This window comes from Bordetella bronchialis (assembly GCF_001676705.1).
In the GTDB taxonomy this organism is placed as follows: domain Bacteria; phylum Pseudomonadota; class Gammaproteobacteria; order Burkholderiales; family Burkholderiaceae_B; genus Bordetella_C; species Bordetella_C bronchialis.
The window spans coordinates 3,519,479-3,543,131 of the sequence record NZ_CP016170.1; the positions used below are offsets into that span (position 1 = coordinate 3,519,479).

17 protein-coding genes and 1 pseudogene are annotated in these 23,653 nt (G+C 67.5%); 8 read left to right on the plus strand and 10 right to left on the minus strand.

Going from position 1 to position 23,653, the window contains the following annotated elements; genetic code table 11:
• Window positions 1-294: 294 nt before the first annotated feature.
• The 3 genes from kce to BAU06_RS15480 all read right to left on the minus strand — a co-directional run bounded on the left by kce (window position 295) and on the right by BAU06_RS15480 (window position 3,026).
• A complete protein-coding gene (gene kce, locus BAU06_RS15470; protein WP_066351183.1) occupies window positions 295-1,230 on the minus strand; it encodes a 3,5-dioxohexanoate:acetyl-CoA acetone transferase in 936 nt (311 codons plus the stop codon).
• Window positions 1,223-2,164: a 3-hydroxyacyl-CoA dehydrogenase gene (locus BAU06_RS15475; protein ID WP_066351189.1), complete on the minus strand. Its 942-nt coding sequence runs from the start codon at window positions 2,162-2,164 to the stop codon at window positions 1,223-1,225. The genes kce and BAU06_RS15475 overlap by 8 nt, the downstream gene beginning before the upstream one ends.
• Before the next feature lie 79 nt (window positions 2,165-2,243).
• Window positions 2,244-3,026: an SDR family oxidoreductase gene (locus BAU06_RS15480; protein WP_066351194.1), complete on the minus strand. Its 783-nt coding sequence runs from the start codon at window positions 3,024-3,026 to the stop codon at window positions 2,244-2,246.
• A 188-nt stretch (window positions 3,027-3,214) separates the two neighbouring features.
• Here BAU06_RS15480 and BAU06_RS15485 point away from each other — a divergent pair, with 188 nt between their 5' ends.
• The 5 genes from BAU06_RS15485 (at window position 3,215) to BAU06_RS15505 (ending at window position 8,883) form a co-directional block, all read left to right on the plus strand.
• Entirely contained in the window at window positions 3,215-4,417 is a 1,203-nt protein-coding gene (locus tag BAU06_RS15485) for an ABC transporter substrate-binding protein (protein WP_066351200.1), read from the plus strand.
• 101 nt (window positions 4,418-4,518) lie between these two features.
• Complete coding sequence (locus BAU06_RS15490; protein WP_066351209.1) at window positions 4,519-5,385, plus strand: branched-chain amino acid ABC transporter permease; 867 nt, start codon at window positions 4,519-4,521, stop codon at window positions 5,383-5,385.
• Window positions 5,386-5,398: 13 nt separating this feature from the next.
• Window positions 5,399-7,291: a branched-chain amino acid ABC transporter ATP-binding protein/permease gene (locus BAU06_RS15495; RefSeq protein WP_066351218.1), complete on the plus strand. Its 1,893-nt coding sequence runs from the start codon at window positions 5,399-5,401 to the stop codon at window positions 7,289-7,291.
• Complete coding sequence (locus BAU06_RS15500; RefSeq protein ID WP_066351226.1) at window positions 7,284-7,988, plus strand: ABC transporter ATP-binding protein; 705 nt, start codon at window positions 7,284-7,286, stop codon at window positions 7,986-7,988. The genes BAU06_RS15495 and BAU06_RS15500 overlap by 8 nt, the downstream gene beginning before the upstream one ends.
• Window positions 7,989-8,052: 64 nt before the next feature.
• Entirely contained in the window at window positions 8,053-8,883 is an 831-nt protein-coding gene (locus tag BAU06_RS15505; protein ID WP_082988268.1) for an SDR family oxidoreductase, read from the plus strand.
• Window positions 8,884-8,914: 31 nt separating this feature from the next.
• Here the strand turns inward: BAU06_RS15505 and BAU06_RS15510 are convergent, their stop codons facing one another.
• Genes BAU06_RS15510 through BAU06_RS15525 form a run of 4 tightly spaced genes read right to left on the minus strand, consistent with a single transcriptional unit; the run spans window position 8,915 to window position 13,922 of the window.
• Entirely contained in the window at window positions 8,915-9,622 is a 708-nt protein-coding gene (locus tag BAU06_RS15510; protein ID WP_197509310.1) for a FadR/GntR family transcriptional regulator, read from the minus strand.
• Between the two features lie 47 nt (window positions 9,623-9,669).
• Entirely contained in the window at window positions 9,670-10,938 is a 1,269-nt protein-coding gene (locus BAU06_RS27220) for a 2-oxo acid dehydrogenase subunit E2 (RefSeq protein WP_066351233.1), read from the minus strand.
• Window positions 10,938-13,112, minus strand: coding sequence for an alpha-ketoacid dehydrogenase subunit alpha/beta (locus BAU06_RS15520; protein ID WP_066351242.1), 2,175 nt, complete (start codon window positions 13,110-13,112; stop codon window positions 10,938-10,940). Before BAU06_RS15520 ends, BAU06_RS27220 begins: the two co-directional genes overlap by 1 nt.
• A 6-nt stretch (window positions 13,113-13,118) precedes the next feature.
• Window positions 13,119-13,922, minus strand: coding sequence for an SDR family NAD(P)-dependent oxidoreductase (locus tag BAU06_RS15525; RefSeq protein WP_197509312.1), 804 nt, complete (start codon window positions 13,920-13,922; stop codon window positions 13,119-13,121).
• 232 nt (window positions 13,923-14,154) lie between these two features.
• Here BAU06_RS15525 and BAU06_RS15530 point away from each other — a divergent pair, with 232 nt between their 5' ends.
• The gene (locus BAU06_RS15530) at window positions 14,155-15,258 is read left to right on the plus strand and encodes a mandelate racemase/muconate lactonizing enzyme family protein (protein WP_066351246.1); all 1,104 of its coding nucleotides are present in this window, start codon (window positions 14,155-14,157) and stop codon (window positions 15,256-15,258) included.
• A 12-nt stretch (window positions 15,259-15,270) separates the two neighbouring features.
• On the opposite strand, the gene BAU06_RS15535 is transcribed toward BAU06_RS15530, so the two are convergent.
• The gene (locus BAU06_RS15535; RefSeq protein WP_066351256.1) at window positions 15,271-16,182 is read right to left on the minus strand and encodes a LysR family transcriptional regulator; all 912 of its coding nucleotides are present in this window, start codon (window positions 16,180-16,182) and stop codon (window positions 15,271-15,273) included.
• 174 nt (window positions 16,183-16,356) lie between these two features.
• On the opposite strand from BAU06_RS15535, the gene BAU06_RS15540 reads away from it, so the two are divergent.
• Complete coding sequence (locus BAU06_RS15540; RefSeq protein ID WP_066351263.1) at window positions 16,357-19,797, plus strand: molybdopterin-dependent oxidoreductase; 3,441 nt, start codon at window positions 16,357-16,359, stop codon at window positions 19,795-19,797.
• A 73-nt stretch (window positions 19,798-19,870) separates the two neighbouring features.
• Window positions 19,871-21,319, plus strand: a pseudogene (locus BAU06_RS15545) (short-chain fatty acid transporter).
• Window positions 21,320-21,479: 160 nt separating this feature from the next.
• On the opposite strand, the gene BAU06_RS15550 reads toward BAU06_RS15545, so the two are convergent.
• Window positions 21,480-23,210, minus strand: a complete 1,731-nt coding sequence (locus BAU06_RS15550; protein WP_066351278.1) for an ABC transporter substrate-binding protein — start codon at window positions 23,208-23,210, stop codon at window positions 21,480-21,482.
• 126 nt (window positions 23,211-23,336) lie between these two features.
• On the minus strand, window positions 23,337-23,645 hold the full coding sequence (locus BAU06_RS15555) for a DUF2160 domain-containing protein (RefSeq protein WP_066351285.1): 309 nt from the start codon (window positions 23,643-23,645) through the stop codon (window positions 23,337-23,339).
• Window positions 23,646-23,653: the final 8 nt, after the last annotated feature.

The following is a 23,653-nucleotide window of genomic DNA, read 5'->3' on the forward strand; positions in this document are numbered from 1 at the left end:
GCTTCCGAAGGCAGGACGGCCGGGCAAAAAGGCCGCAAGAACGCCAACGCCTGTTCGGCCGCCGAACGAGGAAGACGCAGCGGTAGTCCAGCGCGAAGGCGCTGGACCGCCCGACCGGGCCGGACACGCCAGGCATCACCCCCGACGGACGGCATGAGCAAGACAACCTACGACAGCATCATCACCGGACGCCACAAGCAAGACAACCTACGACAGCATCATCACCGGACGCCACAAGCAAGACCACCTACGACACCATCATCCACCAGCCGCCATCAGCAAAACCCCCGCAGTCTAGAAAGCAACCGCATTCCCACCCTTCAGCCCCAGCTTCTCCCTCGCATCATCCGGCGTAGCGATTTCCAGATTCAGCGCCTCCAGGATCGTACGTATCCGCTCCACCTGCACCCGGTTCGATTCCGCCAGCTGCCCCGGCCCTATCCACAAGGAATCCTCCAGGCCGACACGCACATTCGATCCCATCGCGGCCCCGATGGTGGCCAGGGGAATCTGGTTGCGACCCGCGCCCAGGATCGACCATTCGTAGTCGCCCCCGAACAGGCGATCCGCCGTCCGCTTCATATGCATCAGGTCCTCCGGATGCGGCCCGATGCCTCCCAGTATCCCGAACACCGACTGGATGAACGGCGGCGATTTCACCAAGCCGCGGTCGACGAAGTGCTTCAGGTTGTACAGATGGCTGATGTCATAGCATTCGAACTCGAAGCGCGTCCCGTTGGCATTGCCGATGGAGAGGATCGTCTCGATATCCTGGTACGTATTGCGGAAAATCAGCGACCGGCTGTTTTCCAGATGCTCGCGTTCCCAATCGTGCTTGAACTCCTTGAAGCGCTCCAGCATCGGGAACAGGCCGAAATTCATCGAGCCCATATTCAGGGAGGCGACCTCGGGCTTGAACGTCGCCGCCGGCCGCATGCGTTCTTCCACCGTCATGTGGGGACTGCCGCCGGTGGTGATGTTGATCACCGCGTCCGACTCGTTCTTGATCCGTTTCAGGAAAGGCTCGAACAGCGCCGGATCCTGCGAAGGCTTGCCTGTCCGGGGATCGCGCGCATGCAGGTGCAGCACCGCCGCGCCCGCCCGCGCCGCGCCGATGGCGGCCTCGGCGATCTCGTCGGCCGTCACCGGCAAATGCGGCGACATGCTGGGCGTATGGATCGCACCCGTCACGGCGCAGGTAATGATTACCTTCTGCTTGGCTTTAGCCATTCGTCTCTCCGCTCTGCTGTTGCTTGTGGCGCATCAAGCGCATCAGTTGTTCGTCGCGCCAGAAGCGGCGTGACGCCAGGTCCTCGGCGGGCAACGCCTCGCGCCGCTCGCGCGACAGCGTGTCCACCAGGGTGCCGTCCCAGGCCGGGCACTCCGCCTGGCTGGCGCCTATCGAAGCGTACATCGCGCCGTAACGCGCGCAATAGTCGGCGATGCCGCCCGGGGCATTCAGGTCTATGGTTTCCAGCGGGCCCATGAACGACCAGCGCAGGCCCAGGCCGTCCTTGACCGTGGTATCGATGTCCTCCACGCTGGCGACGCCGTCGCGCACCAGGCGGAAGGCCTCCTGCAGCAAGGCGCCCTGCAGGCGGTTCAGGATGAAGCCTTCGATCTCCTTGCGCACCACCACCGGGCGCTGGCCCACCGCGGCCAGAATGTCGCGGGTGCGGGAAATGGCCTGCTCGCCGGTCCAGGGGGCGCCACTGATTTCCACCACGGGCACCAGGTAAGGCGGATTGACCGGATGCGCCACCAGGCAGCGATGGCGTTGCGCCAGATGGTCCGTGAACTGGCTGGCCGGAATACTGGAAGTCGAGCTCGCCAGTATGGTTTCCGGTCCCGCCAGCGCATCCAGCGTCTGGAACAGCGCCCGTTTGACGGCCACCTGTTCCGGCGAGTTCTCCTGTACGTACACCGCGTCCGCCAGGGCGGCCTCCAGCGTGGCGGCGGTCTCCACGCATGCCGCGGCCGCCGCGGCATCGCGCAACAAGCCTTGCGCCTGCAAGGCGTGCAGTTGCTGTTGCACCAGATCGCGGCCTTCGGCCAGGCGGCCGGCATCGACGTCGTACAGGCGGACCCGCCAGCCCGCGCGCGCGAATACGATGGCCCAGCCCTGCCCGATCAGTCCCGCGCCCACAATCGCCACGACAGGCATGGATCGCCTCCTGATTAAGTTCCGGGCCGGCTACGCGCGACACGCGTGACGCCCGCAGGGGCGACGGGCCCGGAGAACGTCAATAGAGTTTCTGCGTGAAGCCGTCCACGGCGATCGCCTGGCCCGAGATGCTGGCGGCCGCCTCGCTGGCATTGAACAAGACCATGTTGGCGATGTCGCGCGCCGTCACCATGCGGCCCAGCGCCGCCTGGCTTTCGTACTGGCCGGCGATTTCCTCCACCGGCCGGCCCAGCGCGCGCGCCTTGGCCTCGATGACGGCGCGGATGCGCGGTCCTTCCACCGCCCCGGGCAGGATCGCATTGACGCGTATGCCATAGGGGCCCAGCTCCAGCGCCAGCGTCTTGGTGAACCCCACCACCGCCCATTTGGATGCGGCATAGGCCGATCGTCCCGGGAAGCCCAGGTGGCCGGCCGCGGAGGCCAGGTTGATCATGACGCCGGCCCGCGATTGCTTCAGCAGCGGAACGGCCAAGCGGGCGCACAGGAACTGGCCGGTGATATTGACCGCCAGCGTGCGGTCCCAGTCGGCCTTGGACAGCGTTTCGACGTGGCCCGTGGGCCCCGCGATGCCGGCGTTGTTGACCAGGACGTCCAGGCCGCCCAGCTTCTCGTCCACCGCCTTGAACAGCGCGGCGACGCTGGCCTCGTCGGCGACGTCGGCCACGACGGCATGCAGCCCGGGCAGCGCGCGGGCGGCCTCCGCAAGGCGGTCCTGGTTGATGTCGCAGATCATCACGCTGGCGCCGGCCCGGTGGAATAACTGCGTCATCTCCCAACCGAGCCCGTCCGCGCCCGCGGTGATCAGCACTTTCCTGCCGCGGTAATCGACCTCTTCGAACATTCGCTTGTCTCCTTTTTCGGCGCACGAAGATGGCTTCGCGCCCTGGGGTAATCCCTCATTTACCGTGCTTCCGGCGCCACGACAGAATTGGGCAGCCTTCGAACGTCCGCGCGGAAAATATATCATATATGTCTGTCCCGGCCGGCCCGATGCAGCGATTCCATACAACGACATAAACGGAGCGAGACATGCACAAACTCACCAAGTTTGCCTTGGCGGTCGGCACATGCGGAATGCTGCTTAGCGCGGGCGCATCGGCGGACATCAAGGTCGGTGCCGTATACCCTTTCAGCGGCGCGCTGGCGCTGCTGGGCCAGGAAAGCTTCCGCGGCCTGGAGATCGCGGTCAATGAAGTCAACGCGGCGGGCGGCATCAATGGCGAGAAGATCCAGATCGTCAAGGCGGACGCCGTCGATCCCAACCAGGCCGTGTCGGAAACCAAGCGCCTGACCTCATCGGGCGTGGCCGCCGTGTTCGGCAGCTATGCCTCGGGCATTTCCTATGCGGCCACGCCGGTCACGGAGCTGGCCGGCATACCGTATTTCGAGCTGGGCGCCACCGCGCACAAGATCACCCAGCGCGGCTACAAATACCTGTTCCGCAGCAATCCCAACACCGGCAAGTACGGCTATGCGGTGGTCAATGCGCTGCACGACCTGGTGGCGCCGGGCATGGGCATGAATCCCAAGGACATCGTCATCGGCATCATCCATGAGGACGGCCCCTACGGTACCGACGTCGCCGCCACCGAGCAGCAGCGTGCCAAGGAGCTGGGCTACAAGGTCGCCGAGGTACTGCCCTATTCCGCCAAGACGGTGGACCTGTCTTCGCTGATCCTGCGGCTCAAGGGCGCGAATGTGAACGTGGTGCTGCAGACGGCCTATCAGAACGACGCCATCCTGTATTTCCGGCAGGCCAAGTCCGCGGGCTTCGCGCCCAAGGTCGTGATCGGCGCCGGCGGCGGCTATTCGCTGGCGGATACCGCCAAGGCGGTGGGCCCCGACATGAACGGCGTGTTCGACCTGGACTTCCCGCAGGCGTCGATCAACCCGGCGGGCGCGCCCGGCCTGGACAAATTCCTGCAGGCCTACAAGACCGCCTACAAGAGCGACCCGCAGTCGGGCCACAGCCTGGCGAACTACGTCGGCGCCAAGGCCTTCCTGGAAGCCATGGCCAACGCCAAGTCCACCGACAAGGACAAGATCCGCGCGGCCGTGCTGGCCTACAAGAAAAAGCCCGGGGAAACGGCCAACGGCTGGGGCTTCGACTTCGGCGAGGACGGCCAGAACAATGCCTCTGAATTCTATGTGATGCAGTGGCAGGACAACGGCAAGCTGGTCACCATCGCGCCGTCCAATCTCGCGCTCGGCAAGCCGGTCTTCAACAAGTAATCCAGGCCGGGGCCGGCCGCCGCCGGCGCCGACGGACGCCGGCCGCACCGCGGCCGGCCGCGCGCGGGCGCCCGGGCCCCGCGCCCACGCGGGACGACAAGATGGACATCTTCATACAGCTGATCATCAACGGGCTGCTGCTGGGCGGCGCCTACACCATCATCAGCCTGGGACTGACCTTGATTTTCGGCGTCGTGCGCGTGGTCAACTTCGCGCACGGCGAATTCCTGATGGTGGGCATGTACCTGGTCTACCTGGCGGCCAGCCAGTTCGGCATCCACCCGTATATCGGCCTGGTGCCGGTGGCCATCATCATGTTCGCGCTGGGCGCCTTCACGCAGCGCGCCATCATCCAGCCGCTGCTCAACGCCGATGAACATATCCAGATTTTCGCCACCGTGGGAGTGTCCACCATATTGCTGAACCTGGCCCTGGTGGTATTCGGCGCCAATGTGTTCCGCGCGCCCGCCGAACTGGGTACGGGCGCGGTCGCGCTGGGCAAGTATTCCATGGTCAGCGGGCAGCTCGTCACCTTCCTGGTGGCCATCGCCCTGGCCGTGCTGCTGCACCTGTTCATGCACCGCACCTACCTGGGGCGCGCGCTGCGGGCGGTGGCGCAGCACCGCTATGCCGCCATGCTGATGGGCGTGAACGTCAAGATGGTCTATGTGATCGCCTTCGGCCTGGGTACCGCCTTCGTGGGCGTCGCCGCCGGCCTGCTGGCGCCGCAGTATCCCGTCTTTCCAACGGTGGGCACGTACTTCGTGCTGACGGCCTTCGTCATCGTGGTGCTGGGCGGCATGGGCAGCCTGTACGGCGCGGTGGCCGGCTCCATGATCATCGGCGTGGTGGACTCGCTGGCCGGCTACTACATCGCTCCCGACCTGAAGGAGGTCGTGTACTTCGGCATCTTCCTGCTGATCCTCGTCTTGCGGCCGGGCGGCCTGTTCGGCGTCGGAACGGAATAACAAGGAGCAAGACGTGATTCCCGATTTCCGCAGCCCCAAAGCCTACGTCAGCCTGATTCTGCTGGCGCTCATGTTCGTCTTGCCGGTAGCGCTGGCCACGCCCTTCTGGACCAATCTTTTCATCCTGCTCTTCGTGTTCGGCGCCATGTCGGTCGCCTGGAACATTGTCGGCGGCTATGCCGGAAAACTGTCCCTGGGACACGCCGTCTTCTATGGGATAGGCGGCTACACCGCGACCCTGCTGACCCAGAATTTCGGCATCTCGCCCTGGATAGGCATGGTGGCCGGCGCCGTGCTTTCGGGCCTGGTCGCCGTGGTCATCAGCTATCCCACGCTGCGCCTGCGCGGGCCCTTCTTCGCCCTGGCCAGCATCGCCATCCTGGAGGTCTTCCGCCTGCTGGTCATCCACGAAGAAAGCTGGACGGGCGGCTCCAGCGGCATCAGCCTGCCGCTGAACATCGGCTGGACCTGGATCGTCTTCCGCGAAAAAGTGAACTACGTCATCATCGCCTTCGCGCTGTTCGTGCTGGTGGTGTGGGTATCGTGGATGGTGCGCCGTTCGCGCATGGGACATTACCTGATCGCCATCCGCGAGCGCGAAGACGCCGCGCGCGCCGTGGGCATCCACACGACGCGCGTGAAGATCCTGGCCGCGGTCATCTCGGCCGTGCTCACCAGCATCATCGGCACCTTCCACATCACTTACCTGACCTTCATCGATCCCGCGTCGGCGTTCTCGCTGGACCTGTCGGTGCAGATCGCCATGTTCGCCCTGATCGGCGGCCTGGGCACGGTCGCCGGGCCCATCGCCGGCACCTTCCTGGTCCTGCCCATCGCCGAACTGGCGCGCGGCTGGCTGAGCGCCGTGGGCAACGGCATGCACGGGCTGATCTACGGCCTGATCCTGGTGGCCGTGGTGCTGACCATCCCGCGCGGACTGGCCGGCGCCTTCGGCCCGGCCATCGAACGCATGCTGGACCGGCTGCCCTATCTGGGCCGGCCGCGCGAACACCGTGCCGTGGCCGCCCGCCTGGCCACCGCGGGACCCGGCGCGCCGGGCGCGCCCATGACCGTCGCCGTCCCGCAAGACGGCCCCGCCCGCGCCAGCACGCCGGCGGTCGGCGCCATGCCGGCCCCCACGCAAGCGGCGGCCAATCCCAGGCCGCTGGGCCAGCCCGTGCTGACCGCGCAGAACCTGCACAAGAGCTTTGGCGGCTTGCGCGCCACCAATGACGTCTCCCTGACGCTGCATGAGCATGAGATCCTGGGCATCATCGGGCCGAACGGCGCCGGCAAGACGACCGTCTTCAACCTGCTGTCGGGCTTCCTGTCGCCCGACAGCGGCAGCGTACGCCTGCGCGATGCCCACGGCGCCTGGGCAAGCTGCGACACGCCCGACGAATTCGCCCATGCGGGCCTGGGGCGCACCTTCCAGATCGCCCAGCCCTTTACGGGCCTGAGCGTGCTGGAGAACATCATGCTGGGCGCCTACATCAATACGCGGGACCACGACGAAGCCGAACACGTGGCGCGCGAGGTGGCCGAGCGTACCCACCTGACCCGCTTCCTGCATACCGAGGCGCGCAATCTGACCGTGGGCGGCATGAAACGCCTGGAGGTCGCCCGCGCGCTGGCGACGCGGCCGCGCATCCTGCTGCTGGACGAGGTCATGGCGGGCCTGAATCCCACCGACATCGAGATCGCCATCCAGCTGATCCGGGGCATACGGGACAGCGGGGTCTCTATCCTGCTGATCGAGCACATGATGCGCGCGACCATGGCCTTGTCCGACCGCATCATCGTGATCAACGAGGGCAGCGTGCTGGTCAGCGGCGCGCCGCGCGAGGTCGTGGAGGACCCCGCCGTCATCGAGGCCTATCTGGGCAAGGAGTACCAGGATGCTTAAGGTATCGCAGCTGCGCGCCGGCTACGGCAAGACCCAGGTGCTGAACGGGCTGGATTTCGAGGTGCGCGCCGGCGAGATCGTGACGCTGATCGGCGCCAATGGCGCGGGCAAGACGACCACGCTGAAAACCCTGTGCGGCATCATCCCCTGCCAGGGCGGCAGCATCGAGTTCGAAGGCCGGCCGCTGACCCACCGCACGCCCTACGACATCGTCGATGCCGGCATTACCATGGTGCCCGAAGGGCGCCAGCTCTTCCCGCATTTCACGGTGCGCGACAACCTGCTGATGGGCTCCTACAAGCGAGCGGCGCGGGCGCAGGTGCGGCGCAAGATGGACGAGGTGCTGGAGATCTTTCCGCGCGTCAAGCAGCGCCTGGGCCAGTATGCCGGCTCGCTGTCCGGCGGCGAACAGCAGATGGTGGCCATCGCGCGCGGGCTGATGGCGAATCCCAGGCTATTGATGTTCGACGAGCCGTCGCTGGGCCTGTCGCCGCTGCTTGTACAGCAGATGTTCGACATCATCCGCGGCATTACGGCGCACGGCGTCACGGTGCTGCTGGTGGAGCAGAACGTCTTCCGTACCCTGCGCCTGGCCGATCGCGGCTACGTGCTGGAGAACGGCGGCATCGTACTGGCCGGCACCGGCGAGGAACTGCTGAACAACCCGCACGTGAAAAAGGCCTACCTGGGCCATTGAAAAGCCGGCGGGCAACGAGCGGGCCGTGTCGTTGTACGGAACCCGCATACACAGGATACGGGCCATGTCGCAGCCATCGCAGAGTTCCCCCGATGCATCATCCCCGGGCGACCGCCGGGCGTTCGGCCCCGGCGCGCGCATCGCCGGCAAAACGGCCATCGTCACCGGCGCCGCGGGGGGCATCGGCGCCGCCATCGTGCAGGCCTTGGTGGACGCCGGCGCCAAGGTGGGCCTGGTCGACCGCGACGCCCAGGCGGGCGCCGCGTTGCAAAGACGCCTTTCGCAAGCCGGCCATGCCGTCCACTTCGTCCAGGCCGATATCCAGGACTACGCCGCCTGCGAAGCGGCCTACCGCACACTCGCCGCCGCGCTGGGGGGCGCCGACATCCTGGTGAACAATGCCGGCATCTCCCCCAAGACCGCCGGACGTGCGCTGAAGGTCTGGGAGATGCCGCCCGATGAATGGGACATGGTGATGCGGGTCAACCTGAACGCGGCGTTCTACCTGACGCGGCTGGCGGCGCCGCACATGATGGCGCAGGGCTGGGGCCGTATCGTGAATATGTCGTCCGTCGCGGGCAAGGCCTATTGCGACATCGTCGCCGGCCACTACGCCGCCACCAAGGCCGGCCTGATCGGCCTGACCCGACATTGGGCGGGCGAGCTGGGCGAGTATGGCATCACCGTCAACGCCCTGGCGCCCGGACGCATCGCCACGCCGCTGCTGAAGACGGTGCCGCAGGCGGTCAACGACGCGGTGGCGGGCGTCACCGCCCTGCGTCGCCTGGGCACGCCGGAGGAAGTCGCCGATGCCTGCGTCTTCCTGGTCTCGGACCAGGCGCGCTTCATCACGGGACAGACGATAGATATCGCCGGCGGGTGGCTGATGACCTGATGCCGTGCGGCGCGCGCATGGCCGCCCGCCTTTATTGACGGTACAACACCAGCCGGGCCGCCGCGTTATTCAGGTGCGCGGCGGCCGCCGTGCTGGCGCGTTCCGGGTCGCCGTCCTCGATGGCGCGCAGTATGGCCTCATGCTCGCGCTGCACCTGCCACACCAGCTCCATGGAGCGGTTACGCGTGTTCTTGCGCGCCGTGCGGATCAGCCGCCGCACGCGCGTATCGAGAAAGCCCGCGAAGGCGATGAAATACTGGTTGTGGCTGGCCTGCACGATGGCGCGGTGGAAGGCTTCGTCTTCATCGGTGCCGTCGCCCAGGTCGCGGGTGGCCTGGTACAGGCGCTGGTAGGCGCCGCGTATGGCGTCCAGTTCGGCCGGGCTGCGCCGCTGGGCGGCCAGCCGCGTGGCGGGAACCTCCACCGCCAGCAGGAACTCGAACAGTTCGCTCAAGCCCTCTTCCGAATCGGGCGGAGGCTCCAGCCGGAAGACATTGCTGCCCTGCGGGTTGACGAACTGTCCCCGCCCCTGGTGCGAGATCACCAGCCCCTCGGATTTCAACAAGGACATGGCTTCGCGGATGACCGGCCGGCTGACGCCATAGGCCTTGGCCAGCGCCGCTTCGGACGGCAGCCGGTTGCCCGCCGCGGCGATGTCGCGCCGCTCGATGGCATGCCGCAGGCGCTGCGCCACGCCCGCGGCCAGGCCCTCGCCGCGCAGGATGGGCTGTTCGTCCAAGGTATCAATACAAGGCGGAATGGGAACGTGCTGCATGGATATTGTGTTCAGACCAGCATGGCAACCGGATGTTCCAGGTACCACGTAAAGCGCGCCAGCCACCGCGCGGCCAGTTCGCCGTCGATGGCGCGATGGTCGACCGCCAGCGTGTATCGCATGACGGACGCGACCCGTATCGTATCCGCTTCCACGACGGCTTCGCGGGCGACGGCGCCGATCGCCAGCATGGCCGACTGCGGCGGATTGATGATGGCGGCAAAATCCACCACCCCCAGCATGCCCAGATTGCTGATGCCGAAGCTGCCGCCCTCGTATTCGGCGGGCGCCAGCCGGCCGGCGCGCGCGCGCTCGATCAAGGCGGTCATCGTGCCGCTGATGGCGGCCACGCCCAGCTGGTCCGCGCCGCGCACGATGGGCGTGACCAGGCCGTTCGGCGTGGCGACGGCAACGGCGATATCGGCGTGGCGATAGCGCCGCAGGGCGTCCGCCGTCCAGGTCACATTCATGTCCGGCACGTCGCGCAAGGCGCAGGCGGCCGCGCGTACCGCCAGATCGTTGATGGACACCCGTCCCGGCACGACGGTCTTGAGCTGTTCGCGCAGTCCCAGCAGCGCATCGGCGCGGCACTGGCCGCGCAGATAGAAATGCGGGATGGTGCTCTTGCTCGCGGCCACGCGGCGGGCAATGGCACGCCGCATCGAGCTGTGCGGCAGGACCTCGTAGGCGGGGGATGATCCACCGTCTTCGGTCGCGATGGGCGGCGCGCCGCTGGCCGCCTCCATCGCCTGCTCCACATCCCGCTTGACGATACGGCCCTGCGGACCCGATCCGGCCAGGGTGGCGAGCGCCAGGCCGTTTTCGGCCGCGAGCCGCCGCGCCACCGGACTGGCGAACCGGCGCGCGCCGGGCGCGGCGTTTCCACCCGCGGATGTCGCGGCATCGCCGTTGCCGACCGCCGGCGTATCCGCATCGAAGGACACCGCCACATCGTCACCGGCGATCGCGGCGGCATCCCCACCGGCGACCGCCGCCGCGTCGGCCCGCCGCGCGGCGTCCGCGATATCCTCCGCCGTTTCCCCCTGCCGCAGCAGCAGGGCCAGCGGCGCGCCGACGGCCACCCGGCTTCCCGGCGCCACCAGGAGTCTGCCCACCACGCCGTCGTGCTCGGCCTCCAGGTCGACCATGGCCTTGTCGGTTTCAATGCCGCCCAGGCTATCGCCCGCCCGCACCGCATCGCCTTCGCGCACCGTCCACTCCACCAGCACGGCGTCCGGCGCGTTGGCCGATACCGCGGGCATGCACACCATCGTCGCCATCAGGCTTCCCCCTTGTTGCGCAGCACTTCGCGCAATCCCGCCACCACTTCGTCCGTGCGGGCGATCGCGGCCCGTTCGAGGACCTTGGAGATGCTGGGCGCGGCCAGGCCGCCGGTCACGCGTTGCACGGGCTGGTCCAGCCAGTCGAAATAGCGCCGCTGGATTTCGTCGGCCAGCCAGCCGCCGTAGGAAGTCCCCCGGGCGCCCTGCTCCACGATCAGGACATTGTTCGTTTTGCGTATGCTGGCCCCCACGGTGTCCCAGTCCAGGCTGGCGCGGTCCAGCCAGCGCAGGTCCACCAGATCGGCGTCCAGACCGAGCGTGTCCAGGGCTTCCATCGCATGGCCGACCATGGACAAGTAGGCGATCACCGTCAACGCGGATCCCGTGCGCCGCAGCGCCGCGCGCCCCACCGGCAGCACGAAATCCAGGTCGTCGCGCGGCGCCGGCGCGGTCGTGTTGTACAGATCCACGTGCTCGATCACCAGCACGGGATCCTTGCAGCGCAGGGCCGCGTTCATCAGGCCCACATAGTCGCAAGGGTCGGAGGGCGCGACAATGCGCCAGCCCGGACACGTGGCGAAGATGCCGGCCGGATCCATGGAATGCTGGGAACCATAGCCCGTGCCCATCGCCACCTTGGTGCGCAGTACCAGCGGCACGGCATCGTCGCCGCCGAACATATGGCGCACCTTGCCGATCTGGTTGAATACCTGGTCGGCCGCCACCCACATGAAGTCCGGGTACATGAACTCCACCACCGGCTTGTAGCGCCCGTCCAGGGCGATGCCGCCGGCCAGTCCGACGAAGGCGTTTTCGCTGATGGGCGTGCCCAGGCAGCGGCCCGGATACCGCTGCGCCAGCCCGCGGGTCGCGCCATTGGTTCCGCCCTTGAGCCGGTGCACGTCCTCGCCCATGACGACGATGGCGTCGTCGAGCGCCATGCGGCGATCCATGACGTCGGCCACCACGTCGACGAATTTGCGCGGCACCGTCTCGCCGTGGAATTCGCCGCCGTCCCCCATCCCGGCCAGGTCGCCCAGGATCCCGACATCGCGGAAATCCGCGGACGGCCACAAGCCCGGCCGTATCCGGCGCTTGCCGGGGCCCGCGCCGGTGTCGGATTCCACCAGCGCGTCCACCGCGGTCCGCATGGCACGCGCCACGCGATCGCGCAGGGCGTCGATGTGCGCCTGCGTCAACAGGCCCCGCTCCGTCATGCGCCGCGCCAGCAGATCCAGGGGATCGCGTTCGCGCCAGGCTTTTTCCTCTTCCTTGTCGCGATAGCCGAAGGCGCTGCCGGGAAACGGCCCGTTCTGGTGGAAATAGCGATAGACGTCGGCCTCGATCAGCGTCGGCCCCTTGCCGGCGCGCATATGCGCCAGGGCCGCCTGCATCGCCAGGTGCACCGCCAGCGGATCCATGCCATCCACATGCCAGCTGGGAATATTAAAGGCCTGTCCGCGCGCGGACAGGCGCGGCTCGGCGGTGATTTCCTCCACGCCGGTGGCGACCGCATAGCGGTTGTTCTCGACGAAAAAGCATAGCGGCAGCTTCCACGCCGCCGCCAGGTTCATGGTCTCCAGCACGGACCCGATGTTGACCGCGCCATCGCCGAAATAGGTCACCATGACGGCATCGCCGCCCGCGCGCCGATGGGCCCAGGCCTGTCCGGCCGCCATGGGCACGCCGCCGCCGACGATCGCATTGGTACCCAGCGCGCCGGCCTCGGGCCAGCGCAGGTGCATGGAGCCGCCCCGGCCCTTGCAGAACCCCTGCGCCAGGCCGAGGATCTCCGCCAGCGTGCGCTGCAATAGCGCCTGCACCGCCGGCGCGATGTCCGCCACCGGGTCCATGCCGTCCGGGCACAGATAAGCCAGGGACTTGGACAGGAACTGGTGATGGCCGCGATGCGAGCCGCTCACCCCATCGTCGGCGCGCAGTCCCACGATGGAGCCGGCGGCGCCGCCCTCCTGGCCGATGCTGGAATGCGCGGGGCCGTGCACCAGCCCTTCGCCGGCCAGTTCCAGCACGGCTTCCTCGAAGCCGCGTATCAGGTGGCAGTGCGAGAGCAGCGTACCCAGCAGGACGGGATCGGCCCGCGCCCAGTCCTCGTCCGTGGCGGCCAGCGATACCCAGGGCGCGTGCGAGGCTAGTATCTGAATATTCGGCATGGCGGTTCAAAGATAACCATTGGCGGTCCACCCGCCATCCGCGAGCATCGCGTGCCCGGTCGTATAGCGCGCGGCATCGGATGCCAGGAAAAGCGCCACCTCGGCCATTTCTTCCGGGGTGCCCAGCCTGCCCATGGGCGCGCGCGCCGCGATGCGCCCGGCATCCAGGGCGCCGCGGCCGATCAGCTCGTCGACCAGCGCCGTGCGGATATAGCCCGGGCACAGCGCGTTGACGCGGATGCCCAGCGGCGCCCATTCCACGGCCAGCGATTTGGTCAGTGCGATCACGCCCGCCTTGGCCGCGCAATAGGCGGCGCGTTCCGGCGCGGCGACCACGCCGTACATCGAAGCGGTATTCACGATGACGCCGCCGCCTTGTTCCGCCATGATGCGGCCGGCCGACTGGCAGCAATAGAACACGCCGGTCAGGTCGATATCGATGGCGCGCCGCCATTCTTCGCCGCTGAGTTCCAGCGAGGGCTTGTTCATCGAGATGCCGGCATTGTTCAGCGAGATATCGACGCGCCCGAAACGATCGCGCGCCGCGGCATATGCCTTCTCGACCGCGGCGTCGTCCCGCACGGATGCCTGCAGGCACAGCGTCGGGACATCGGGATAGCGCGCCTGCAACTGCGCCCGCGCGGCCGCCAGGCCGTCGGCGCTGACGTCGAGCAGGGCTAGCGGGCAGCCGTGCCGCGCGTAGGCATCCAGCATGGCGCGCCCGATGCCCTGGGCCGCGCCGGTACACATCACCACCTTGCCGCGCAACCCGGGATACATCGCGGGCTGCGCCGGATCGTTACCGGCCATGGTGTCTCCTGATTGTGGTTATGGGCGGTGCGTCGCCGATGCGCGATGCAGGCGCAAGGGCATCCTATCTGCTTATCAAGTTGCCTTACAACTAGGTAATAACCCCTATGAATATCCCGACTTCCGCATGCGCGTCAGGGTGCCGCGCATCGCCGGCCAAGCCCATAATGAGCGACCCGCAGTGCAACGCAGTCCGCTGTTCCGCCCACCGCCAACCCACACAGGAGCACGCATGGCCGCCATCGTTTCCGTAGAGGTATTGCTCGTCAACCTGCCCCCCAAGGTCAAGCGCACGGATGCCGTCCAGAGTTTCGAATGCCAGGAGACCCCCATGGTGCGCATCCGCGACGCCGATGGCATGGTCGGCACCGGCTACAGCTACACGATAGGCACCGGCGGTTCATCGGTCGTGCGGCTGCTGGACGACCACCTCGCGCCGATGCTGATGGGGCGCGAGGCCGACGACATCGAAATGCTCTGGCGCGACCTGTTCTTCCGCGTACACGCCACCACCGTGGGCGCGATCACTTCCATCGCGCTGGCGGCCATCGACACGGCCCTGTGGGACCTGCGCGCGCGCCGTGCCGCCCTGCCCTTGCACCGGCTGGCCGGCGGCGCCAAGGACGCCATTCCGATGTACTACACCGAAGGCGGCTGGCTGCACCTGGATGAAGCGCAACTGGTCGAAGAGGCCTTGCGGGCGCAAGAGGCGGGCTTCGGCGGGACCAAGATCAAGGTGGGGCGGCCGCACGTAGCCGAGGACATGGAGCGCCTGTCCGCGGTGCGCGACGCGGTCGGGCCCGGTTGGGAAGTCATGACCGACGCCAACCAGGGCTTCAACCTGGCCGAGGCGATACGGCGCGCCCGCTGCTTCGAGGCGCTGGACATCGCCTGGTTCGAGGAACCCATCCATGCCGACGATGTCGACGCGCACCGCCGCCTTTGCGCATCGACCACGGTGCCCATCGCCATCGGCGAATCCCTGTACAGCGTTTCGCAATTCAAGGACTACCTGCAAAGCGGCGCGTGCACCATCGTGCAGGTCGATGTGGGCCGCATAGGCGGCATCACCCCGTGGCTGAAGGTGGCGCATATGGCCGAGGCCTATAACGTCCCGGTGTGCCCGCACTTCCTGATGGAAATCCACGTCGGCCTGTGCTGCGCCGTGCCCAACAGCCGGTGGCTGGAATACATACCGCAGCTCGATATGGTCACCGGCACGGGCATGCGCGTGGAGGGCGGCCGAGCCATTCCGTCGGCCGAGCCGGGGCTGGGCATAGATTGGGATTGGGACAAGCTGGCGCGCCACCAGGTGCACCGCACGCAGCACTGCTGAAGCCGTCAAGGCTCAAACATGGGACAGTCCCTTGATGGACGCGCGCAGGAACGCGATCAAGGCCTGCCCCCCTTTCGCCAGTCCGCCGCGCCTGGGCCAGACCAGGCCGATATCCATCGTCGGCACGTCATCGACCAGGTCTCGGCGCAGGATGCGCCGCCCTTCCAGGGACCACGGCCGGTACACCAGGTCCGACAATATGGTCACGCCCTGCTGCAGCGCGACCAGGCTGCGCACGGCCTCCGGCGAGCGGCTCTGGAAGCGCACGCGGGGCCGCAGCCCACGGCGGCCCCAGTACTTGCCCACCGTTTCGATGTGTTCGTCCATGTCCAGCAGCACATAGTCGGCTTGCGCCACATCGGCCAGGCTGACCTTGGGCGCATGCTGCAGGGGATGGTCGGGATGCGTCCACAAGCGGCGCGGCGACTTCAGCATCGTGTCGTATTGCAGCTCGTCGAATCGCGTCAGATTCGAGACGATGGCCAGCGCCAGGTCCAGGCGGCCCTCCAGCAGATCTTGCTCCACATCGGCGCGGTCGCGTTCGATGACATCCAGCCGTAGATTCGGAAAGCGCTGCCCGACCGCCGAGATGACCGCCGGCATCAGGTAGGCCGAGATGGTCTCCGTCACGCCCAGGCGCAGATGGCCGCGCAACTCGTCGCGCTCGGCCCGCATGTCCTCCATCGCGCGGGTGAAAGCGCCCGTCACGTTATGCGCGTGACGCGCGAAACGCTCCCCCGCTTCCGTCAGCCGCAGCCCCTTGGCATGCCGTTCGAACAGCGGCATGCCCACGCTCTGCTCCAGGTTGCGCAAGGCGATGGTGACCGAGGACTGCGACACATTGCAGCGCAGCGCCGCCTTGGAGACTTGCCCGGTCTCGGCCAGCGCCAGGAAGTATTCGAACTGCCGGAGAGTGATCTGCATGCCGTGTCCTTCACATGGCCGCCATGGGTAGCGGGAATCTGCCGTGCGCGAACCCGCGCCGGGCAATCAAAATCGATTTTTTATATATTGCGTTTTCAAAAATTTATATTAGCAATATTGTCGGCCGCGTCCTAGACTCTGCGCCACGTTCACGACACACAGTACGGGGATGTCTTGTTCAAGGAAAAACGCGGTTATTGCACGCTTTGCCGCTCCCGCTGCGGCACGCGCAATATCGTCCAGGACGACATGCTGGTTCGCGTGTCGCCAGACCCTGCCCACCCCACCGGCCAGGCGATGTGCATGAAAGGCCGCGCGGCGCCCGAACTGGTGCATAACCCCCATCGGGTGCTGTATCCGATGCGCCGCACCCGGCCCAAGGACGGCGGCGATCCCGGCTGGCGCCGCATAGGCTGGGACGAAGCCCTGGCCGAGATCGCCACGCGGCTCGACGCCGTCCGGCGCGAGAGCGGCCCCGAAGCCGTCGCCTTCGGCGTGACCACGCCCAGCGGCACGCCGCTCTCGGACAGCATCGACTGGATCGAGCGATTCGTGCGCGGCTTCGGCAGCCCCAACATCTGCTACGCCACCGAGATCTGCAACTGGCACAAGGACTACGCCCACGCCTTCACCTTCGGTGTCGGCATGCCGGCGGCCGACTATGCCAACAGCGGGCTCATCATGCTGTGGGGCCACAACCCGGCCAATACCTGGCTGGCGCAGGCCCATGCCGTCGGCACCGGCCGCGCGGCCGGCGCGCGGCTGCTCGTGGTGGATCCGCGCCGCACGGCGCTGGCCGCCCAGGCCGATGTCTGGCTGCAGGTGCGGCCCGGCACGGATGCCGCGCTGGCCCTGGGACTGGCACATCTGCTGATCGAGCAGCGGGGCTATGACGGCACCTTCGTGCGCGAGTGGACCAATGCCCCGCTGCTGGTCCGCGCCGACACGGGCCGTTTCCTGCGCATGGACGAACTGGCGATGGCGCCCGCCGCGGGCCCGGACCTGTATGCCGCCTGGGACGAACATGCGCAGGCGCCCACGGCCTATGACACCCGCCTGCCCGCGGCCGGTCAGGGCGGCGGGCGCTACGCCCTGCGCGGCGAGTACGACGTCACGCTGCGCGACGGCACGCGCGTGCGCTGCCGCCCGGTATTCCAGGCGCTGGCCGCGCGTTGCGCCGCCTACACGCCCGACCGCGTCGCCGGCATCACCGGCGTGCCGGCCGACCTGTTGCAGGCGGCCGCGCGCCTCATCGCCGAGGCGCCCAGCGTGGCCTATCACGCCTGGACCGGCATCGGCCAGCAAGGCAACGCCACGCAGACCGAACGCGCCGTCGCGGTGCTCTACGCCCTGACGGGAAGTTTCGACGCCCCGGGCGGAAACCGCATCTACCCGCGGCATCCGGTCGCGGCGGTCAACGGCATGGACTTGATCGCGCCGGCACAGCGGGACAAGGCGTTGGGGCTGGAGCAGCGTCCGCTGGGCCCGCCCGCGCAGGGATGGATCACCGCGCGCGATATGTATCGCGCCATCCTGGACGCGCAGCCCTATCGCGTGCGCGCCATGATGGCCTTCGGTACCAATCCCCTGGTGTCCCAGGGCGATGTGGAGATGGGCCGGGCGGCCCTGCAGGCCCTGGAGTTCCACGTGCACTGCGACATGTTCGAAACCCCGTCGGCCAGCTACGCCGACATCCTGCTGCCGGTCAACACCCCGTGGGAGCGCGAAGGCCTGCGCGTGGGCTTCGAGATCAGCCAGCAGGCCCAGGAACAGATCCAGCTGCGGCCACGCATGGTGGAGCCGCGCGGCGAGTCGCGCTCGGACAACGACATCGTCTTCGACCTGGCCTGCCGCCTGGGCATGGCGGACGCTTTCTTCGGCGGCAGCCTGGAGCGCGGCTGGAACCACATGCTGGCGCCGCTGGGCATCACGGTCGCCGACCTGCGGCGCGCCGAAGGCGGCATGCGCGTGCCCCTGGTGCACGAGGACCGCAAGTACACGCGCACCGGCTTCGCCACCGAAACGCGCCGTGTCGAGCTTTACTCGGAGCAGTTGCTGCGCCACGGCTACGACCCCCTGCCCGGCCACCGCGAGGCGGGGGAAGCGCCGCGCGACGCGGATGCGCCATACCCGCTGATCCTGACCAGCGCCAAGAGCGGCTATTACTGCCATAGCCAGCATCGCTCGCTGGTCTCCCTGCGCAAGCGCGATCCATTGCCCCGCATCGCCCTGCATCCCGCGCTGGCCGCCCGCCGCGGCATCGCCCAGGGCGACTGGGTACGCGTGCGCACCCGCGTGGGGCAGGCCCGCTTCGTCGCCGACCTGCAGCCGGACCTGCGCGAGGATGTCGTGGTCGCCGACTACGGCTGGTGGCAGGCCTGTCCCGAACTGGGCCAGGACGGCTATCCCGCACAGGGACCGGATAGCAGCAACTACAACGCGCTGATCGCGGCCGATGCGGCGGACCCCGTCAGCGGATCGGTACCCATGCGCGCCTTCGCCTGCGATATCGCGCGCGATGCGGCCAGCGATCCCGCGCGACGTTCCTGGACCGGCGCGCGGCCCTTCCGCGTGGCCGCGCTCACGCCGCGCACCCAGGACGTGCTGGAAATTTCCTTCGTGCCGGTCGACGGCAAGGGGCTGCCGGACCCGCGGCCCGGCCAGCACATCACGCTGCACCTGGACCCGCCGCCGGCGGACGGCGCCGCGCCGGCGGCGCTGCCCGCCACGCGCGCGTATTCCCTGGTCGGCCCCGCGCACGACCCGCTGCGCGAGCGCTACACCATCGCGGTGCGGCGCCAGCAGGGCACGGCCCAGGACGGCACGGCATGGCGCGGCCGGATATCCGGCCACCTGCACACCCGCCTGAGGGTGGGCGATATCGTGAAGCTGGGCGCGCCTTCCGGCAACTTCGTCCTGCCGCTGCGTTGCCCGCAGCCGGTGGTCCTGTTCGCCGGCGGCATCGGCATCACGCCCTTCATGGCCTATCTGGAAACGCTGGCGGCGCAGTCGCTGGATTCCCGCAGAACCATGCCAGCCGTATGGCTGCACTACGCGAACCGGACCCCGGACAGCACCGCCTACGCGGACCGCATCGCGGAGCTGGCGACCCGCCTGCCGGACTTGCGTGTCCTGCACTACTACAGCGATGCGCCCGGCATCGCCGGATCGGCCGGCCGCTTCGCCACGGCCGACGCCGTGCCCGATACATTGATCCAGGCGCGCGCGCGCTTCTATCTGTGCGGCCCCGCGCCCATGACGCAGGGCATCGCCGACGGCCTGCTGGCGCGCGGGGTACCGGCCTTCGACATCTTCAGCGAAGTGTTCCGCTCGCCGGCGCGCGTCGATATGGACCCGTCGCGCCAATACGCGGTACGCTTCGCGCGCTCGGGCACGGAAGCCACCTGGTCCGCGACGCGCGGCAGCGTGCTGGCCTTCGCGGAAAGCCTGGGCCTGGCGCTGCCCAGCGGCTGCCGGGTGGGCCAGTGCGAAAGCTGCGCCGTGCGCGTCGTACAGGGCCAGGTGCGCCACCTGCATGGCGCGGAACCGGAAGACCCGACGGTGTGCCTGACTTGCCAGGCCGTGCCCACGACCGACCTGGTCCTGGATGCCTGAGGCGCCGTCCCGACGCGCGCCAGGAATGAACGTGTAGCTTTTTTTTGCCTAGACTCGACAAGGGGAAGAGAAAATGAAAGCAGAATCCGTGCTGAAGACGCATCCGGCGTCCACCGAGCACGAAGGCGCGCTGGAGCGCATCGCGGCCGGGGTCACGCGCTGGTCCGAGAAGTGGTTTCCCGACGCCTATATCTTCGCGGTCATCGCCGTGGTGGTCGTCGCGCTGGGCGCCATGGCCATCGGCGCGCCCGCCAAAAGCGTCGGGCTGGCCTTCGGCGACGGCTTCTGGACATTGATACCGTTCACGATGCAGATGGCCATCGTGGCCATCTCCGGCTACGTCGTCGCGGCGTCGCCACCGGCGGCCCGGCTCATCGCCTGGCTGGCGCGCCATCCCCGGACGGGCCGCGGCGCCATCTGCTATGTGGCGCTCATCAGCATCCTGGCGTCCCTGTTGAACTAGGCCATCAGCCTGATCTTCAGCGGCCTGCTGGTACGGGCCCTGGCACGGCGCAAGGAATTGCGCATGGATTACCGCGCCGCCGGCGCGGCCGCCTACCTGGGCATGGGCGCCACCTGGGCCCTGGGGCTGAGCTCATCGGCGGCCCAGCTGCAGGCCAACCCGGCCAGCCTGCCCCCCGCGCTGCTGAAGATCACCGGTGTGATCCCCTTCACGGAAACCATTTTCCTGTGGCAATCCTTCGCCATCGCGGTGGTGCTGACCATCGCGTCGATGATCGTCGCTTTCTACTCCGCGCCGCGCGGGGATAAAGCGGTGACGGCGGAAGACCTGGGCGTGGACCTGGGCGCCAGCGTCGAAAAGGTGGACCCGCCCTCCCGTCCGGGCGACTGGCTGGAATACAGCCCGCTGCTGACCATCCTGCTGGTCGCCCTGGGCGCCACCTGGATCTTCAACGAGTTCGCCACCAAGGATCCCATCCTGGCGATCTCCAACCTGAACACCTACAACTTCGTGTTCCTGATGCTGGGCATGCTGCTGCATTGGCGGCCGCGCAGCTTCCTGAACGCCATCGCCAAATCCGTACCGTCGGTCGGCGGCGTGCTGATCCAGTTTCCGCTGTACGGCGGCGTGGCCTACATCCTGACCAAGGCCGCCGGCGCGGATGGCCACACGCTGGCGCACATGCTGTCGGAGTTCTTCGTCTCGGTGTCCTCGCACGCCTCCTTCCCCGCGCTGATGGGGGTCTATTCGGCGGTGCTGGGCTTTTTCGTACCTTCGGGCGGCGGCAAGTGGATCATCGAGGCTCCCTATGTGATGCAGGCCGCCAACGACCTGCATGTGCACCTGGGCTGGGCGGTCACGGTCTACAACGCGGCCGAAGCGCTGCCCAACCTGATCAACCCGTTCTGGATGTTGCCGCTATTGGGCGTACTGGGCGTGCGGGCCCGCGACGTGGTGGGCTTCACCTTCACGCAGCTGGTCGTGCACACCCCCATCGTCCTCGTCATGCTGTGGGCGCTGGCCGCGACGCTGGAATACAAACCGCCGGTCATGCCCTGACCCGCATGGCGCCACCGCGCCTGGCCGCCGCGCGTACGGCGCGGCGGTCCGGGGAATCCGGGCCCCGCGGGCGCCGGGGCAATGGCCCGGCCGGCCTGGCGGCCGACCCGCCCCGACCTCCCGCGTCGACACGCGCGGCCACCCGGCCGCGCTTGCCGTTCTAGCGCACCTTGCCTTCCTTCCAGGCCTGCAGCAGCTTGTCATAGGCGATGGTCTCGCCCTTGGGCTTCTCGTTGGCCAGCTTCTTCCACGGCGCATGCTGGTCCGAGAGCCACTTCGCCGGATCGCTGCGCGGGTTCAGCTTCGGCGCGCATTGGGCCATGCCGGCGCGCTGCAGGCGGGCCATGACCTGATCCATTTCGTTGGCCAGGCTATCCATGGCCTGCTGCGGCGTTTTCTCGCCCGTTACGGCCTGGGCGATGTTGTTCCACCACAGCTGCGCCAACTTGGGGTAGTCGGGAACGTTGGTGCCGGTGGGCGTCCAGGCCACGCGTGCCGGGCTGCGGTAGAACTCGATCAGGCCGCCGTAGTTGTTGGCGTTCTTGGTGAAGAAATCGCTGTGGATGTCGCTGTCGCGGATAAAGGTCAGGCCGGTGATGGACTTCTTCAGCGATACCGTCTTGGACGTGACGAACTGCGCGTACAGCCAGGCCGCCGCCATGCGGTTGGGGTCGGTGGACTTGAAGAACGTCCACGAGCCCACGTCCTGGTAGCCGTTCTGCATGCCGTCCTTCCAGTACGGGCCGTACGGGGAAGGCGCCATGCGCCACTTGGGCGTGCCGTCCGCATTGACCACGGGCAGGCCTTTCTTGGTCATATCGGCCGTAAAGGCGGTGTACCAGAAGATCTGCTGCGCGATCTGTCCTTGCGCCGGCACGGGCCCGGATTCCGAAAAAGTCATGCCGGTGGCCTGCTGCGGCGCGTACTTCTTCATCCAATCCACGTACTTGGTCAAGGCATAGACCGCGGCGGGACTGTTGGTCGCCCCGCCCCGCTCCACCGATGCGCCTACCGGCGTGCATTTGTCGTCGGCCACCCGTATGCCCCATTCGTCCACCGGCATGCCGTTGGGCAAGCCCTTGTCCGCGGTACCGGCCATGGACAGCCACGCGTCGGTAAAGCGCCAGCCCAGCGAAGGGTCTTTCTTGCCGTAGTCCATGTGGCCGTACACCCGCTTGCCGTCCAGCTCCTTCACGTCATTGGTGAAGAAATCGGCGATGTCCTCGTAGGCGGACCAGTTGGTGGGCACGCCCAGCTCGTAGCCGTACTTGGCCTTGAACTTGTCCTGCAGGTCCTTGCGCGCGAACCAGTCCGCGCGGAACCAGTACAGGTTGGCGAACTGCTGGTCCGGCAGCTGGTACAGCTTGCCGTCCGGCGCGGTGGTAAAGCGCGCGCCGATGAAGTCCTTCAGGTCCAGGCCGGGATTGGTGTATTCCTTGCCCGGGCCGTTCATGTAGTCGGAAAGCGGCAGGATGGCGCCATAGCGGTAATGCGTGCCGATCAGGTCGGAGTCGGAGATCCAGCCGTCATAGATGGACTTGCCCGACTGCATGGATGTCTGCAGCTTCTCGACCACGTCGCCTTCCTGGATCAGGTCGTGGTTGACCTTGATGCCCGTGATCTCCGTGAACGCCCGGGCCAGCGTCTTGGACTCGTACTCGTGGGTGGTGATGGTCTCGGACACCACGTTGACTTCATTGATCCCCTTGGCCTTGAGCTTGGCCGCCGCGTCGATGAACCACTTCAGCTCGGCCATTTGCTGGTCCCTGGACAGCGTCGACGGCTGGAATTCCGCATCGATCCATTTCTGCGCCTCGGGCTCCCCCGCCCAGGCGCCGGCCGGGCCAATCAGGGCAATGGCAGCCGCCACGGCACGCATACGCAATTTCATGACCTGTCTCCTCATAAGCCTTCCCGCTTTCGTGCTACGGACGCGGCCGGGGAAGGCGATGGCCGTGGTCCTCGAAACCGTGTACTTCCCCTTTCGGCGATAGGCGGCCGCCCGGGCGGCGCGCGCTCAGCCCTTGCGCATGATCCACGCCAGGATCAGCATCGACGCGACGAAACTGATCCATACCGACGGCGGCGTATCCAGGGAAAACCACTGCATGAAACGCTCGCCCAGTCCCACAAAAGCCAGATTTATCCAGGCCGCGCACATCAGGCCGATGAACAGGCGATCCCCCCGCGTGGTGGCGATGGGCAGGAAACCCTTGCGCAACCGCGTCGGGGAACGCAGCTCCCACGCCGTCATGCCGGCCAGCATCAACACCACGCAGCCGAAGAACACGGCGACGGGCAGCGTCCATACCATCCAGTCGAACATGGCCTTTC